This is a genomic window from Streptomyces sp. NPDC005483 (assembly GCF_040606035.1).
Lineage (GTDB): Bacteria > Actinomycetota > Actinomycetes > Streptomycetales > Streptomycetaceae > Streptomyces.
In genome coordinates, this window is the sequence record NZ_JBEXEA010000027.1 from 62,783 (window position 1) to 76,624 (window position 13,842).

Consider the following 13,842-nt stretch of genomic DNA (forward strand, 5'->3'; position numbering starts at 1 on the left):
ACGTTCTACGCGCGTCACCATGTCGGGCGCGAGACCCGCCCGGTAAAAAACGGGTCAAGCGCCCTGGAGGTGTCAGTTCATGGTCGCGCCGATGGTGGTGCTGCCCGTCGTCAGGAACGTGGTGGCGGGCAGGGTGCCGCTGGAGCTGCGGGCGTTGTACGTCGTCGAGGCGTCCGTCGACTTGAACGCGGGGGTGCTGATCCCGCTGTCCCAGTTGTTGCCGGACGAGCTGACCTTGGAGCCCTTGCTGACCGAGCCGCCGCCGTTGCTCACCGCGAGGTTCTTGCCGAGCTTCGCGGAGCTGGTGGCGAAGTAGTAGCCCCACTTGCTGTTGGCGTAGGCGGTGGTGCGGTTGATCACGATGGCGCCGGTGTTGGAGTTCTCGGTGAAGCCGTTGCCGGCGTTGCCCCAGGCCGCGGAGTTGTTGATGACGTGCGCGACGACCTCGCCGTCGCCGCCCAGCTTGTAGCCGTTGCCGTCGCCCGCGAACGCGGAGTCGGACCAGCGGTTGACGCCGTTGCCCATGGACCACGTGTGCTCGATGGTGACGGGTGAGGAGAAGGACCAGAAGTCGATCCCGTCGTCCGAGTTGTTGTAGAGACGGGCGCCGGTGATGAGGTTGCCGGTGCCGGAACCGAACTTCACGGCGATGCCGTCGGCGTTCTCGCCGTGGTTGGCAGCGTCGTAGTTGCCGTACGAGTCGATGTTCTTGACGGTGTTGTTGACCGTCCCGTCGCCGGTGAGCGTGAAGCCGGAGTCGCCGCCGTTGATGGTCTTGATGTTGTTCCAGACCGTCCCGGTGCAGGACTGGCAGACGACCGCGCTGTCCGGGGAGTTCTGGAAGGTGATGTTGGAGACGTTCCAGTAGTCGGCGGTCAGCTTGAAGATCCAGTCGCCGGCGGGCAGGGACGAGCCGTCGATCTTCACGGTCTCCGAGCCGTACGCGGTGAGCGTGACGGGTGCGGAGGAGCTGCCGTTGGCCGTGGACTGGAGGGTGGCCGTCGGGTAGTAGGTGCCGCCGCGGACCTGGATCACCGTGCCGGCGGTGGCGTTCTTGATGGCGTTGGACAGGTCGGTCGAGTTGCTGACGACGACCGTCGCGGCCTGGGCCTGGGTGGGGAGGACGGCGAGGCCGGAGCCGAGGGCGAGGGCGGCCGTGGCGAGGAGAGCGGTACGACGAGACATGGAGAGCGGTCCCTTCTCGTGCGGGTGGGGGGATGGTTCACAGGACGGCGTCGAGCCAGTGGAAGACCTCGTCCTGCATGCGGTCGACGAAGACATGGCCGAGGTCGGGCCAGGTCTTCAGGTGCAACCGCTCCTCGGCGTGGCGGGAGTGCCAGACGGCGCGCAGCTTGTCGAACGCCACGTGGACGCCGTCGGCGGGGAACAGCGGGTCGAGCCCGCCGTTGAAGAAGAGCATCGGCCTGGGGGCGGCGATGCTCGCCACGTCGGGGAAGTCGAGGAACCGGGGCAGCCCGGGGTGGAGCATGTAGTAACTGGACTGTCCGCGCAGGGTGTTGTTGCCGGGCACCATCATGTCCTTGAGGCCGGTCATCCAGCAGACCGCGGCCGTCGCCTTGACGGCGTCGGTCAGCGCGGCGGTCTGCCAGGCGCGGTAGGCGCCCATGGAGAACCCGACGGCGGCGACACGGCGGGCGTCCACCTGGTCGAGGCCGGCGAGGAAGTCGGCGGCGCGGGCGTCCTCGCGGGCCATGAGGCCGGCGAGCGAGGAGCCGAGGTTGTAGAAATTGCCGGCCAGGGCCTGCTGCTGGTCGTAGGTGATCGGTCCGCGGTCGCCCCAGCCGAGGGCGTCCGCGCACAGGACGACGTAGCCGCGCCGGGCCAGCTCGTCGCCGACGAACCGGCCGCTGAAGTACTTGTCGGCCCAGGCCTGCGCGGAGGCGAGCCGGGGGTCGTCGTACCAGGGCCGGACCAGCTTCTCCTTGCCGATGTCGAACTTCGCCCCGTGGTCGTGGAGCAGCAGCACGGCGGGGAACGGGCCGGGGCCGTGCGGGGTGAGCAGGGCGGCGCGGACGCGTTCGTGGTGGGTGAGGGAGAGGGTGACCAACTCCCTTGTGTAACCGTCGCCTTGTGCGACCTGACCGCGCTCGGGTGCGTACGGCGTTCCGCCCTCGCGGTCGACGAGCAGGTGCTCCTCGACCTTGGCGCGGGCCTGCCGACGCCAGGTGCGGAAGTCGCGGACCGGTGAAGTCCCCCAGGCCAGCGGGAAGGTCAGCTCGGCCTTGAGCGCCTGGTGGAAGTCGGGCAGCGGGCCTTCCACGACCCCGGCTTCGGCGGGGCTCACCGCTCCCCCGGCCAGCACGGCCGCTCCGGTGCCCACGACGAACGCCCGCCGTCCCATCGGCTCACCGGCGCCCATAGGGCCTCCAGTCCCCGAGATACGTCCGCGGGGTGTGCCCGGCGGCCTCGCCGGCGGTCAGCTGGGGCCGGTTGTCGGGAACGGTGATCACCGCGCCGGGGCCGGAGTTGGCGTACTCGCGAAAGCGCATGGTCTGCCAGGGGTAGGCCTCGCGCATGTTGGTGTAGGGCGCGATCGGGTCGATGCCGGGCCCGAGCCGGCTGTCGCGCACCACCAGCGAGGGCCAGGCGGTCGTCTCGTACGACGGCACCCAGGGCCGTGCCAGTTTGTACGCCCCGTCCTCGGCCCCGGAGGTGATGCGGGAGCGGACGGCAAGGATGCCGTACGGGTTGGCGCGGGCCGTGGAGGGGGCGAAGACCATGCCCTTGGGGGTGAAGTCGACGTCCCGCTGGAGGGTGTGGAAGTGGCACTCCTCGAAGACGGCGGTGGCCCGGCCGAAGACGAAGTCGACGTCACCCTCGATGTAGCAGCGGCGGAAGTACTGCCGGTCGAAGGCGGTGAGCGCGCTCGTCTCGACGAAGAGGGTGTCCTGGTGGGCCAGGAGCCGGACGTTCTCGAAGTGGGTGCGGTCACCGTAGGTGTAGGCGGCGACCGCCTGGGTGCCGGTGATGTCGGGGTGGTCGGCGCGCAGCCAGTCGTTGGCGAGGGTGAGGTCGCGGACGGTGAGGCCGGGGGCCGCGGAGGTGAAGGTGGCGGAGCCCGCGGTGCCGTAGGTGCCTGAACCGTCGGGCTTCCGGGTGCCGTTGGCGTTGTCGTACACGATGACGGCGGCTCGGGGGTCACGGCTCGCGCCGCACAGGGTCAACTCCGCCGCGGTGGCCGGGATGTCGACGAGCTCGCGGTAGGTGCCCGGGTGCACGACGATCGTCCAGCCGGGTCCGCTGACCGCGTCCACAGCGGCCTGGACGGAGTCGCCGGGGCGGACGTGGAGGACGCGGTGGCCTCCGGTGGCGAAGGCGGGTGTCGCTCCCGCCGCGGCGAGTCCGAAGCCGGCCGCGAGAAGGGTACGTCTGCGCATCAGCATGACTCCTTCCAGGGCCGCCAGTCGCCGAGGTAGGTCTCGCGCGTCGCCGACTCCGCCTGCTCCGTGGTGAGTTGGGGCCGGTTCTCCGGGACGGTGATCCTCGCGCCGGGGCCGGTGTTGCGGTACTCGGCGAAGCGCTGGTTCTGCCAGGGGAAGGTGTCCGACATGTTGGTGTAGGGGGCGGCCGCGTCGATCCCTGGGCCCAGCCGGGTGTCCCGGACCACGAGCGACGGACGGGCCGTGGTGTCGGAGCTCGGCACCCACGGACGGGCCAGCTTGTAGGCGGCGTCCGGGGCTTCACTGGACACCCGGCCACGGGTCACCAGGTACCCGCGCGGGTTGGCGCCCGCCGTGGAGGGCGCGAAGACGAAGCCGTACGGCGCCGCCGCCAGGTCGGTCCGGTTCAGGGTCCGGAAGTGGCAGTTCTCGAAGACCGCCGTGGCCCGGCCGAAGACGAAGTCGACGTCTCCCTCGGCGTAACAGTGCGCGAAGTACTGGCGGGCGAAGGAGGGCAGGGCGATCGAGTCGGCGTACAGGGTGTCCTGGTGACCGAGGAAGCGGCAGTGGTGAAACGCGGAGCGGTCGCCCTGGACCTTGAGGGCGACGGCCTGGGTGCCGGTGATCTCGGGGTGGTCGGCGCGCAGCCAGTCGTTGGCGAAGGTGATCCAGCGGGCGGTGAAGCCGTCGGCCTGCACGGTGGTGGTGGCCGACCCGGTGGTGCCGTAGGTGCCGCCGCCGGGCTTGGGGGTGCCGGCCGCGTTGTCGTAGACGATCACGACGTCCCTGGGGTCCTCGGAGGCGCCGATCCAGGTCGCCTCGGTGCGGGTGGCGTCGACGGCGACGGTCTCCCGGTAGGTGCCGGGGGCGAGGACCAGGGTCCAGCCGCTGCCGGTGGCCGCGGTGACGGCGTCCTTCACGGTGGTGTGGTCGCCACGGCCCCGCGGGTCGACGTAGAGCGTCTGCGGGGTGAGCCGGGCGGCCGGGGATCCGAAGCGGCCGAAGGGGCGTCGGCCACCGGCGGCCCGAGCGGGGCTCGACATGAGCGCGAGCGAGGCTGCCGCTCCGGTGCTCGCGAGCAGGAATCCCCTTCTGGGCAGGGGGAGTTGTGCGTGGTGCGAGGACATGCGGGTGCTCCTAGGGAACGCGGCTCAGTGGTGGGGTTCCTCGCGTGGGGGGTGAGGTGGCCGGGGCGGCCGCTGGATTCCGCCCCGGCCGGTCAGGGGGCGGTGTCAGCAGACGTTGCCGGCGCCCGCGCCGCGGTCGACGATCCCCGGCACCTTCTTGACCGGGTCGACCTTCGTGCGCAGGGTCGGCGTCCAGCCCGCGCCGGACGACAGGGTCTCGGCGGGGATCTCCGCGTTGTGCACGGCGATCAGGTCGGTGGGCTTGCCGTTGACGTAGTTGTCGGTGGCGGTGAGCGGGGAGACGTTCCACCGCTTGAGCACCTTGGCCGCGCTGACCCCGTCCGGCAGCGTGAACGCGTTGTGCTCGGCGACGAGTTGGGACTCCTTGCCGATGCCGAAGCTGTAGGCGTAGTCGCTGTTCGCCACGAAGTGGTTGTTGTAGGAGTCGACCTGTCCGAAGCGGACGCGGGGTGCGCGCTCGACGAGGTCGGAGAACAGGTTGTGGTGGAAGGTGACCTTGAGCTTGCCCCGGTCCCCGGCCGCCGTGGACTCGCTGTCGCTGTTGCCGATCAAAATCGTCTTGTCGTGCTCGGTGAAGACGTTCCAGGAGGCGGTGACGTAGTTCGCGCCCCGGACGATGTCCAGCTCGCCGTCGTGCTGCTGGTAGAGCATGCCGAAGTAGGTCGGCGCGGCACTGTCCGGGTGGCTGCCGTCGGTGAACGTGTTGTGGTCCAGCCAGACATGGGTGGAGCCGTAGACGACGGCGGTGTCGTACTCGGAGTTCCAGTTGCCCTTGTCGCCGTCGGTCGGGTCCCACTGCGGGAAGCAGTCGATGGGGCTCTCGAAGGTGAGGTTACGGACGATGACGTTGTCGACGGCCTTGATCTGGAGGCTCGCGCCCTTGAACCCGGCGTTCTTGCCGACCCCGATGATCGTGGTGTTGGCGGGGACGTTCGCCTTGATGGTCTGGTCCTGGTTGGCGGCGGAGGCGCGGCGCAGTCCCTCGGGGCTGTCGTCGGGCTCGGCGCTCAGGTCGGTGTCCAGGCCCCACGCCTCGGGCGAGTACTTCGCCAGGTAGGCGTCGAAGTCGTACCCCGGCGCGGCGAGGGAGTCGCAGCCCTCGGAGACCGCGTCGATGGCCCCCTTCACCTTGATGATCTTCGGGGCGGTCCCGCCCGCGGCGAGGGCGGCCTTGAAGCCGGCCCAGTCGGTGACGGTGTACACGTGGGCGGCGTCGGCGGCGGCGCCTCCGGTCGTGCCGGTGCCGTCGGAGGCCCAGCCGTCGCCGGTGGCGAGGGTGTCGCGGGCGACGTCGTGCCCCTTGGCCTGGGCGGTGGTGCCGGTGACCGCGAGGACCAGGGCGGCGCAGCCCGCCACCGCCATCGCCTTTGTCATGACATGCCCATGCCATATCTGTGCGTTCATTGTGCGGCTCTCTTTCGACTGCGAAGAAGGTGGGGTCAGACGGTGGCCGGCGACGGCCAGGTGATCCAGGACTCCGGGATCTCGGCGTCCAGCCGGCGCACGTCCCGGGGCGCCAGCAGGCGGTGCCGCAGCAGTTCACGGGCGACCAGACGCGCCACCGCGATGGCACCGGGCGGATTGAAGTGCGTGTTGTCCTGCTCGGTGTCGGTCCAGTTGAAGTACTTCTTGGTCTCCTCGACACCGAGCTGCTGCCACAGCGCGATCGACAGCGCCTGGATGTCGAGCAGTGTCACGCCCTCTTCCTGGGCGAGCGCACGCATGGCCGCCGGGTACTCGCCATGGGTCGGCACGGCGTTGCCGCTCGCGTCGAACTTCCGGCGCTCCACGGGTGTGGCGAGCACCGGCCGGGCACCCTTCGCGCGGGCGCCGTCGATGTACCGGCGCAGATAGTCCTGGTAGGTCGTCCAGGGCTCCGTGTAGCGGGTCGGATCGGCGGTCTTCTCGTCGTTGTGCGCGAACTGGACGAGCAGGAAGTCGCCGGGCCTGATCAGCCCGAGAATCGCGTCGAGCCGTCCCTCGTCGACGAAGGACTTCGAACTCCGCCCGTTCACCGAGTGATTGGCGACGGGCAGATCCTTCTGCAGGAAGAAGGGAAGAGCCATCCCCCACCCGGTCTCGGGAGCGGCGTCGGAGTACTTCTGGGCGGCTGTGGAGTCACCCGCGATGTAGAGGGTGCGTGTTCTTCGAGGAGCGGCCTGAGCGGTACTGGTCGCGCTCAGAGCGACGGGCACGGCGGCCATCGCCGCAACGGTGACCTGCCTACGGGTAAGAGACATTTCAGGTGCACCTTTCTGTCTTCAGGGGCGCGGGGAACTGCGCGACCAGCCACAACCGGCCGGCAGCTCCCCACAACCGGAACCACCCGAGTTCTCAGCCGTTCTGTTCCTTCCACTCCGCCTGAGCCTTGTTCAGCTGCTCGGCCATGGTGTCCAGGAAGTCCTTGGCGCTCATGTCGCCCAGCAGCACCTTCTGGAAGTTCGGCTCGTTGTCCGCCTTGGAGATGGTGTTCCAGTCGGGCAGGTAGTACGGCAGCTGAACGATGCTCGTGGAGCCGTCGGTCAGCGCGGCCGCCGCCAACTTCGTGGGCTCCGCCTCAGAGATCCAGGCGTCCTTGGCGGCGTCGTTGTTCGACGGCACCTGCCCGGCGGACTTGTTGAACTTCGAGTTCTCCGCGTGCGAGGTCGCGAACTCGATGAACTTCCACGCGGCGTCCTTGTTCTTCGAGCTCTTGAACACGCCCAGCCCGTCAACGGGGTTGGACACCTGGACCCGCTTGCCGCCGGCGCCGACGGGCTGCGGGATACCCCGGAACTTCCCGGCGCCGAGCGCCTTCAGATGGTCCTGGTACGACCCCAGGTTGTGGTTGAGCATCCCGATCGTGCCGGAGTCCCACTGCGCGACCATCTTGGTGAAGTCGTTGTTGAGATCGGCCGCCGGAGTGTCCTTCTTGTACAGCGCCGCGTACTTCTCCAGCGCCGCCACGTTCTTCGGGTCGTTGAGGGTGGTCTTGTCACCGTTCCAGAAGGAGGTGATCCCGCTCTGCCCGTACGCCGCGTCCAGGGCCTGGGCGATGGAACCGGCGCCGCCCCGGATGGTGTAACCGAACTCGTTCTTCTTGGAGTCGGTGAGCTTGCCCGCGGCCTCGTAGAACTTGTCCCAGGTCGTCGGCTCGTCGAGGCCGGCCTTCTTGAACAGGTCGGTCCGGTAGTAGAGCACACCGTTGTTGGCGGAGGTCGGGATCGAGTACAGGGTTCCGTCCCCGCCCCCCGCCGCCTTCAGCGAGTCGACCATCTTCTCGTTGAGCTTGCCGCTCAGCGAGGACTTGGCGAGCCGGTCGTCCAGCGGCTCCAGCGCGTTCTGGGCGGAGAACCCGGCGAGCATGGCCGCACCGACACCGCCGACGTCCGGCAGGCCGCCGCCCTGGATGGCGGTGTCGACCTTGGACTGGTACTCGGTGGACGCGATGCCGACGTACTCGACCTTGATGTCGGGGTTCGCCTTCTGGAAGTCGGCGATGACCTCCTTCCAGATGTCGGTGCGCACACCGCCGTTGTTGTCCCAGAAGACGATCTTGCCCTTGCCGCTGCCCGCGTCGCCCTTGTCACCGCCCGACCCGCTGCCGTCGTCACCGCAGGCGGTGGCGGTCAGCGCCAGGACGGACCCGAGGGCGACGGCTATGGCAGCGCGCCTGCTTCTGCGGATACTGATCTTCATTGATCGGCTCTCTTCTTCTGATTCCAGCGGAGACATGAAGCTGTGGGGGGAAGTCAGTGGCGGGTGTGGGGGGCCCAGCCGTCCGTGCCCTTGAGGTAGTTCGTGACGGTGTACGTCCTCGCGTCGGCGCCGGCGAGCTGCGGCCGGTCGGCGCTCGGGGCGGCTCCCGGCCCGGAGTTGCGGTACTCGGCGAACCGCGCGTCCTTCCACGAGAAGCCGCTCATGTCGGCCCACGGCGAGGTCTTCACGGCGGCCGGCAGTTCGGTGTCACGGATCAACACCTGGCCCACGGCGGCGGGTTCACCACCCGGATGCCAGGGCCGCCCCAGGTGGAAGCTCTGGTCCGGGGCGTCGCTCACGACCTTCGACCGGGTGATCAGGAACCCGTACGGATTGCCCGTCCAGGTCGAAGCGGCGGTGACGTAGCCGTTGTTGGTGTCCGAGCCGCGGCTCAGCGCCCGGATCACGGACCGCTCGATCACGGTGGTCGCCCGGCCGTAGACGAAGTCGACATCGCCCTCGATGTACGAGTCGCGGATGTAGACCCGGCTGATCACGTCCAGCTTGGGGCTGTCGGTCATCAGGGTGTCCTGGTTGCCCAGGAAGGCGGTGTCCTCGAAGACGATCCGGTCGCCGGTCGTCTTCATCGCGAGGGCCTGCTCGCCCTTCAGCTCGACCGCGGCCTCGTCGAAGTCGTTGCTGAAGGTGAGGTGGCGGGCGGTGACGTCGTTCGCGGCGATCCGGACCGTCGCGCTGCCCGTCGAACCGCCGTACTCGGCCGGGGTGTCGTAGACGATGACGGTGTCGGACCGGTCCTGTCCAGTCCCCTGGAGCACGATCTTCGGCTTGGTCGCCGGGATGTACACCTTGGCCCGGTAGGTACCCGGCGCGACGGCGATCGTCACCGGCACGGTGTTCTGGTCCGGCACGGCGTCCACGGCGGCCTGCACGGTCGGGTAGCCCCCGGGGACGTGCAGGGTCACCCCGATCCGCTGCTGCGGGCCGGAGAACCGCGACACCAGCGCGGGCACGGCGGCAGCCGGGTCCAGCCGGTAGGCGTAGAAGGACCGCGGGTCGAACGCCGTACCCCACGCGTCCGTCCGCCCGGTCGTGTTCTTCAGGATCGACCCGCGCTGCACCAACTCGGCGGTGGTGTCGGCCTGGTAGGGATGCTGGACACCGTCGTAGTAACTGTTCTCGATGACCATCTTGGTCCGGCCGCGCGACCAGTTCCCGTACGTCCACACCGGGTCCCCGTCAGCGACCTGGGCCGAGAGGTAGTTGTTGTAGAGGTGGGCGTAGGCGCAGTTGTCGGCGGACGGATTGCGCTGCTTGGTCCCGGTGAACCAGTTGTGGTCGATGGTGATCTGGGTCAGCACATTGGGCGTCCAGCCGATCCCGAACGCCTTGTTGTGGCTGCGGAACTGGTTGTACGAGACGGTGACGTACTGGCTGTCCTTGCGGATGTCGAGCAGCCCGTCGCCCATGTGCTCGAAGCGGTTGTGGTCGATCCAGACGTGGTCGGCCGTGTCCATCTGGATGGCGTCGAAGTCGGTCGTCTTGCCGTCCCAGTCGCCCTCGACGTACGAGTCGCGGATCGTCAGGTTGCGGATGATCACGTTGTGCGTGCCGGGGTCGAGGTGCAGCTCGCCGTGGACGATCTCGCCGGTGTCGCCGACGCCGATGATCGTCTTGTTCGAGCCGACCACGATGTCCGAACCGAAGGGCTCGACGGCTATCGCGCCCGAGACCCGTATGACGTACGGCTCCTCGGCCGCCGCGTACCGCGCCAGCGCGGCCTGGTCGGTGACGGTGACGACCTTGCCGCCGGCCCCTCCGGTGGTGCCGCCGGCGAGGGAGGCGAAGCCGTGCGGCCGGTCGTCGAAGCGGTCCACGGAGGCCGACGCGCCGGAGACCTGCGCGGCGGGGGCCGCCTTCGCCTCTCCGGCCGCCCCGAGGCCCAGGGCGGCCACGAGGCCGAGTACGGCGGCCACGACTCTGCCGTACCCCGGTCTCTGCAAGCGCTTGCTATGAAGGTGCTGCGTCATTGCGGCTCCCAACAGGCTTACGGGTTCGGTCCGTTACAGGTGGTCGATCCTGAAGTGCGAGAAGGTTGCCGCGCCTGCGTGCCCTCCTCCGACGGGCGCGAGGGCGAACAGTCCGAGCAGGGCTCCGACCCAGCGCCAGGGGGTGGCGGCGAAGACGGGTCCGGAAGAGCGCGGGCCGTCGCCGAGGTCGTAGAAGAACCGGCAGCGGGCCCCTGCTCCGATCTCGATGCGCAGCCGCACCTTTCCGGTGGGTGCGGAGCGCGGATGGTCGGCGTCCCGCTCCTGCTCGGCCACACCCTCGGCGAACCGGTGCACGAGATGGACGCTCCCGTCGGCGCCCCGCTGGAGCCCGATCCAGCTGAAGGCGTCACCGAGGACGGCGAGTCCGGCCCGTGCCCCCGGCTCCTCGCTGTGCAGTTGCAGTTCCACCTCGACCGCCGAGGGCGTACCGGGCAGCCGCTGGGTGAGGACGTTCGGCAGTTTGCGCAGGTCGTGCGCGTCGGCCGAGCGGACGCAGGTGAGCCGCAGGCCGTCGCCGGAGTGGTGGGTGGCCCAGCCGTGCTGTGGGTTGGCGGTCCACTGCCACTGACGGCCGAAGCGTCCGCCGGGGAAGTCGTCGTCGGTGGCGGGCGCCGCGTCCGGCTGCGACGGCAGGTCGGGCCTCTCGTGTACGGCGACGGGGGCGCCCGCGTCGCCGAGCACCGGCCAGCCGTCGTCCCCCCAGCTCATGGGCTGCAGGTGGACGACCCTGCCGTAGGCGCCCTTCTGCTGGAAGTGCACGAACCAGTCCTGGCCGGACGGGGTACGCACCCAGCCGCCCTGGTGCGGTCCGTTGACCTCGGTGTCCTCCTGTTCCAGGACGACCTTCTCCTCGTACGGCCCGAAGAACCCGCGCGAGCGGAAGGCGCCCTGCCAGCCGGTCTCCACTCCCCCCGCGGGAGCGAGGATCCAGAACCAGCCGTCGTGCCGGTAGAGCTTGGGGCCTTCGAGGGTGAACCAGCCGGGAATCCGGTCGCCGTCGACGATCACCTTGCCCTCGTCGAGGAGTTCGCGGCCGTCTAGGTCCATCCGGTGACCGGTGAGGCGGTTCTTGACACCGGAGCGGGACTTGGCCCAGGCGTGCACCAGGTAGGCCTCGCCGCTCTCCTCGTCCCACAGCGGGCACGGGTCGATCAGGCCCTTGCCCGACTTGAGGAGGTGCGGGCGGGTCCAAGGGCCCCTGATCTCCGGGGCGTTGATCTGGAAGATGCCCTGGTCGGGGTCGCCCCAGAAGATCCAGAACCGTTCGTCGTGATAGCGCAGCGAGGGCGCCCAGACCCCGCAGTCGTGCCGGGGCTTGGTGAACTCCCCCGCCGGTTCAAGGCGTTCGAGGGCGTGGCCGATCAGGGTCCAGTTGACGAGGTCGCGGGAGTGCAGCAGCGGCAGGCCGGGGACGCGGCCGAAGCTGGAGGCGGTGAGGTAGAAGTCGTCGCCGACGCGGACGACGTCCGGGTCGGACCAGTCGGCATTCAGGACCGGGTTCGTGTACGTCGTCGCCGGGTTCGGGTGCGCGGGTGTCACTGGCTGACCGCCTTCCGTACCAGGGCCGCCGCTTCGAGCCTGGGCAGGCGTCCGTCGGCCACGACGGTGACGATCCGCCGCACGACGGTCTCGCCGGGCGGGATCGGCAGCCTTGAGTCGTGGGCGAGCGAGGAGCCCACACCCGGGTACTCGTCGGCGCGCACGAACCACGGGTCGTGGCGGGTCTGCTCGGTGGCACCGGCGAAGACGAGTGTCCAGGTACTGCCCGTGAGCGCGACCCAGTCGGCGCGGGTGCCGTGGATCGCCGCCTCGCCCTCACGGTCGGCGGTGAAGACGTCCGGTGCGTCCTGTTCCTTGCGGGCCCGCCAGAAGAAGCCGCCGTAGGCGGCGCCCGGGCGGCCGTTGGTGGCCGGGCTGCCGATCGACAGGGGGTCCTGGGTGACGTTGGTGAGGGAGAAGGTGAAGTCCAACGCCCAGGCGGCGCCGGTCAGTTCGGTGGCCGCGACGGTACGGCGCTCGCGCAGCAGCTCCGCTCCCGAGGCGACCCAGCGCAGCTCCTCCACGAAGCCGTCCGGGTCGCGGAGCTGGAAGGAACTGTGGCGCTGGGCGCCGTGGTTGTCGAGCTCGGTCGGGCCCTGGTCGCGGACGTAGGTGCGGCCGCCCCAGAAGTTGTGCCCCTCGACGTCGGGAACGGCGACACCGACGCCGAGGTGGTGGATGTGGTCGGCGGGGCTGAGTTCGGTGACCGCCGTGCCGGCCAGGGTGGTGACGGGGTGCAGATAGGGGCGCGGGGAGAGCCGGGCGGGCAGCTCGGGCCGGGTGACGTAGCGGCCGACCGGGCGGCCCGCGACACGCAGGACCGGGGAATCGGGGGTCGTCATGTGCTCACCTCGTTCGCGACGTGTGGCCGGGCCCAGTCGGCGCCCAGCTCGGAGTAGAGGGCGAGGTTGTCGGCGGCGGCCGCGACGAGTCCGTCGATGCCGGGGACGACCCGGCGGTCCTCGTCGGGGAGCAGGTGCCAGGCCGTGGCGGGGAGCGGGGTCGGGTCCGGGGCCAGCCGGATCGCCTCGACGACCTTCATGAAGGCGCCCGTCACCTCGGGGACGACCAGGAGCTCGTCGCCGTCGGTGACGTGGGCGACCAGGTTCTCCAGCAGGTCGGTGCGGCCGTGCTCGTACTCCTCGGGGCCGTGGCCGGCCCGCTGGAGCAGCACGCGGTCCTGCTTGTACCAGTAGGTGATCCGGCCGCGGCTGCCGTGCACGACGACGTACGGCTCGTCGGGGTCCTCGGCGCACAGGGTCGCCGCGACGGTGACCGGGATGCCGTTCGCGGTGGTGACGCGGACGCAGGAGGTGTCGTCGGACTCGATGTCGTTGGCGCGCAGCAGCTCGGTCTCGATGCGGGTGACGTCCTCGGCGCGGGTGGTGCCGTTCAGGGCGAGCGCGGTGGCGACGGCGTGCGCGAGCGGGTTGGTCAGCACTCCGTCGATCACGTCGACGCCGTTCATCCGCCGCTTGCCCGCCCAGGGAGCCCGCCGGTAGTACGCCTCGGCACGCGCCCAGGCACCGGCCCCGCCGACCCCGGTCACCTCGCCGATCGCGCCCTCCCCGACCAGCTCCCGGATCGCGGGCACGGCGTGCGAGCCCAGCGACTGGAAGCCGATCTGGCAGGCGACACCGGCCGCGGCGACCCCGTCGGCCATGCGGCGGAACTCGGCGTACGACGGCGCCGGGGGCTTCTCCAGCAGGATGTGCACGTTGCGGCGGGCCGCTTCCAGCGCCAGGTCCGTGTGGGTCGGGATCGGTGTGCAGATCACCGCGATCCGGGCGCCGGTGGAGTCCAGGAGCGCGCCGAAGTCCGCGGACTGCTCGGGCGTGCCCAGGCCCTCGGGGATCTCGTCGCCGGTCAGCGGGGTCAGCTCACAGATCCCCGCCAGCCGTACGATCCCCTTGTCCTGGAGCCCGCGGATGTTCTCCAGGTGCCAGCGGCCGTGCCCGCGCGCGCCCGCCAGGACGATGTCCACGGTGCCCATGGTGTCTACGTTGT

General features: G+C 69.9%; 11 protein-coding genes. All 11 read right to left on the reverse strand.

The genetic code is table 11. The features are described from left to right. Positions 1–72 precede the first annotated feature (72 nt). Positions 73–1,185 carry a chondroitinase-B domain-containing protein gene (locus ABZT06_RS37310; RefSeq protein ID WP_355751565.1) on the reverse strand — a complete coding sequence of 371 codons (1,113 nt, stop codon included), beginning with the start codon at positions 1,183–1,185 and terminating at the stop codon, positions 73–75. Positions 1,186–1,222: 37 nt separating this feature from the next. Then, positions 1,223–2,380, reverse strand: a complete 1,158-nt coding sequence (locus tag ABZT06_RS37315; protein WP_355751567.1) for a dienelactone hydrolase family protein — start codon at positions 2,378–2,380, stop codon at positions 1,223–1,225. Beyond that, positions 2,367–3,398, reverse strand: coding sequence for a pectinesterase family protein (locus ABZT06_RS37320; protein ID WP_355751569.1), 1,032 nt, complete (start codon positions 3,396–3,398; stop codon positions 2,367–2,369). The genes ABZT06_RS37315 and ABZT06_RS37320 overlap by 14 nt, the downstream gene beginning before the upstream one ends. Continuing rightward, positions 3,398–4,528 (reverse strand): pectinesterase family protein, encoded by a 1,131-nt coding sequence (locus ABZT06_RS37325; RefSeq protein WP_355751571.1) that lies wholly within the window; start codon positions 4,526–4,528, stop codon positions 3,398–3,400. The genes ABZT06_RS37320 and ABZT06_RS37325 overlap by 1 nt, the downstream gene beginning before the upstream one ends. A gap of 105 nt (positions 4,529–4,633) precedes the next feature. Continuing rightward, positions 4,634–5,953, reverse strand: coding sequence for a polysaccharide lyase family 1 protein (locus tag ABZT06_RS37330; protein ID WP_355751573.1), 1,320 nt, complete (start codon positions 5,951–5,953; stop codon positions 4,634–4,636). 35 nt (positions 5,954–5,988) lie between these two features. Continuing rightward, positions 5,989–6,789, reverse strand: a complete 801-nt coding sequence (locus tag ABZT06_RS37335; protein WP_355751575.1) for a rhamnogalacturonan acetylesterase — start codon at positions 6,787–6,789, stop codon at positions 5,989–5,991. 94 nt (positions 6,790–6,883) lie between these two features. Next, entirely contained in the window at positions 6,884–8,227 is a 1,344-nt protein-coding gene (locus ABZT06_RS37340) for a sugar ABC transporter substrate-binding protein (protein ID WP_355751577.1), read from the reverse strand. Between the two features lie 53 nt (positions 8,228–8,280). Beyond that, positions 8,281–10,275 carry a pectinesterase family protein gene (locus tag ABZT06_RS37345; protein WP_355751579.1) on the reverse strand — a complete coding sequence of 665 codons (1,995 nt, stop codon included), beginning with the start codon at positions 10,273–10,275 and terminating at the stop codon, positions 8,281–8,283. 33 nt (positions 10,276–10,308) lie between these two features. After that, positions 10,309–11,835, reverse strand: coding sequence for a family 43 glycosylhydrolase (locus ABZT06_RS37350; protein ID WP_355751581.1), 1,527 nt, complete (start codon positions 11,833–11,835; stop codon positions 10,309–10,311). Beyond that, positions 11,832–12,677, reverse strand: coding sequence for a PmoA family protein (locus ABZT06_RS37355; protein WP_355751583.1), 846 nt, complete (start codon positions 12,675–12,677; stop codon positions 11,832–11,834). The genes ABZT06_RS37350 and ABZT06_RS37355 overlap by 4 nt, the downstream gene beginning before the upstream one ends. Then, entirely contained in the window at positions 12,674–13,828 is a 1,155-nt protein-coding gene (locus ABZT06_RS37360) for a Gfo/Idh/MocA family oxidoreductase (protein WP_355751654.1), read from the reverse strand. The genes ABZT06_RS37355 and ABZT06_RS37360 overlap by 4 nt, the downstream gene beginning before the upstream one ends. Positions 13,829–13,842 lie beyond the last annotated feature (14 nt).

What these genes read in the sequence shown, in the direction of transcription:
- ABZT06_RS37310 (WP_355751565.1), bottom strand. Translation starts at nt 1,185, where the DNA reads ATGTCTCGTCGTACCGCTCTCCTCGCCACGGCCGCCCTCGCCCTCGGC.
- ABZT06_RS37315 (WP_355751567.1), bottom strand. Translation starts at nt 2,380, where the DNA reads ATGGGCGCCGGTGAGCCGATGGGACGGCGGGCGTTCGTCGTGGGCACC.
- ABZT06_RS37320 (WP_355751569.1), bottom strand. Translation starts at nt 3,398, where the DNA reads ATGCGCAGACGTACCCTTCTCGCGGCCGGCTTCGGACTCGCCGCGGCG.
- ABZT06_RS37325 (WP_355751571.1), bottom strand. Translation starts at nt 4,528, where the DNA reads ATGTCCTCGCACCACGCACAACTCCCCCTGCCCAGAAGGGGATTCCTG.
- ABZT06_RS37330 (WP_355751573.1), bottom strand. Translation starts at nt 5,953, where the DNA reads ATGAACGCACAGATATGGCATGGGCATGTCATGACAAAGGCGATGGCG.
- ABZT06_RS37335 (WP_355751575.1), bottom strand. Translation starts at nt 6,789, where the DNA reads ATGTCTCTTACCCGTAGGCAGGTCACCGTTGCGGCGATGGCCGCCGTG.
- ABZT06_RS37340 (WP_355751577.1), bottom strand. Translation starts at nt 8,227, where the DNA reads ATGAAGATCAGTATCCGCAGAAGCAGGCGCGCTGCCATAGCCGTCGCC.
- ABZT06_RS37345 (WP_355751579.1), bottom strand. Translation starts at nt 10,275, where the DNA reads ATGACGCAGCACCTTCATAGCAAGCGCTTGCAGAGACCGGGGTACGGC.
- ABZT06_RS37355 (WP_355751583.1), bottom strand. Translation starts at nt 12,677, where the DNA reads ATGACGACCCCCGATTCCCCGGTCCTGCGTGTCGCGGGCCGCCCGGTC.
- ABZT06_RS37360 (WP_355751654.1), bottom strand. Translation starts at nt 13,828, where the DNA reads ATGGGCACCGTGGACATCGTCCTGGCGGGCGCGCGCGGGCACGGCCGC.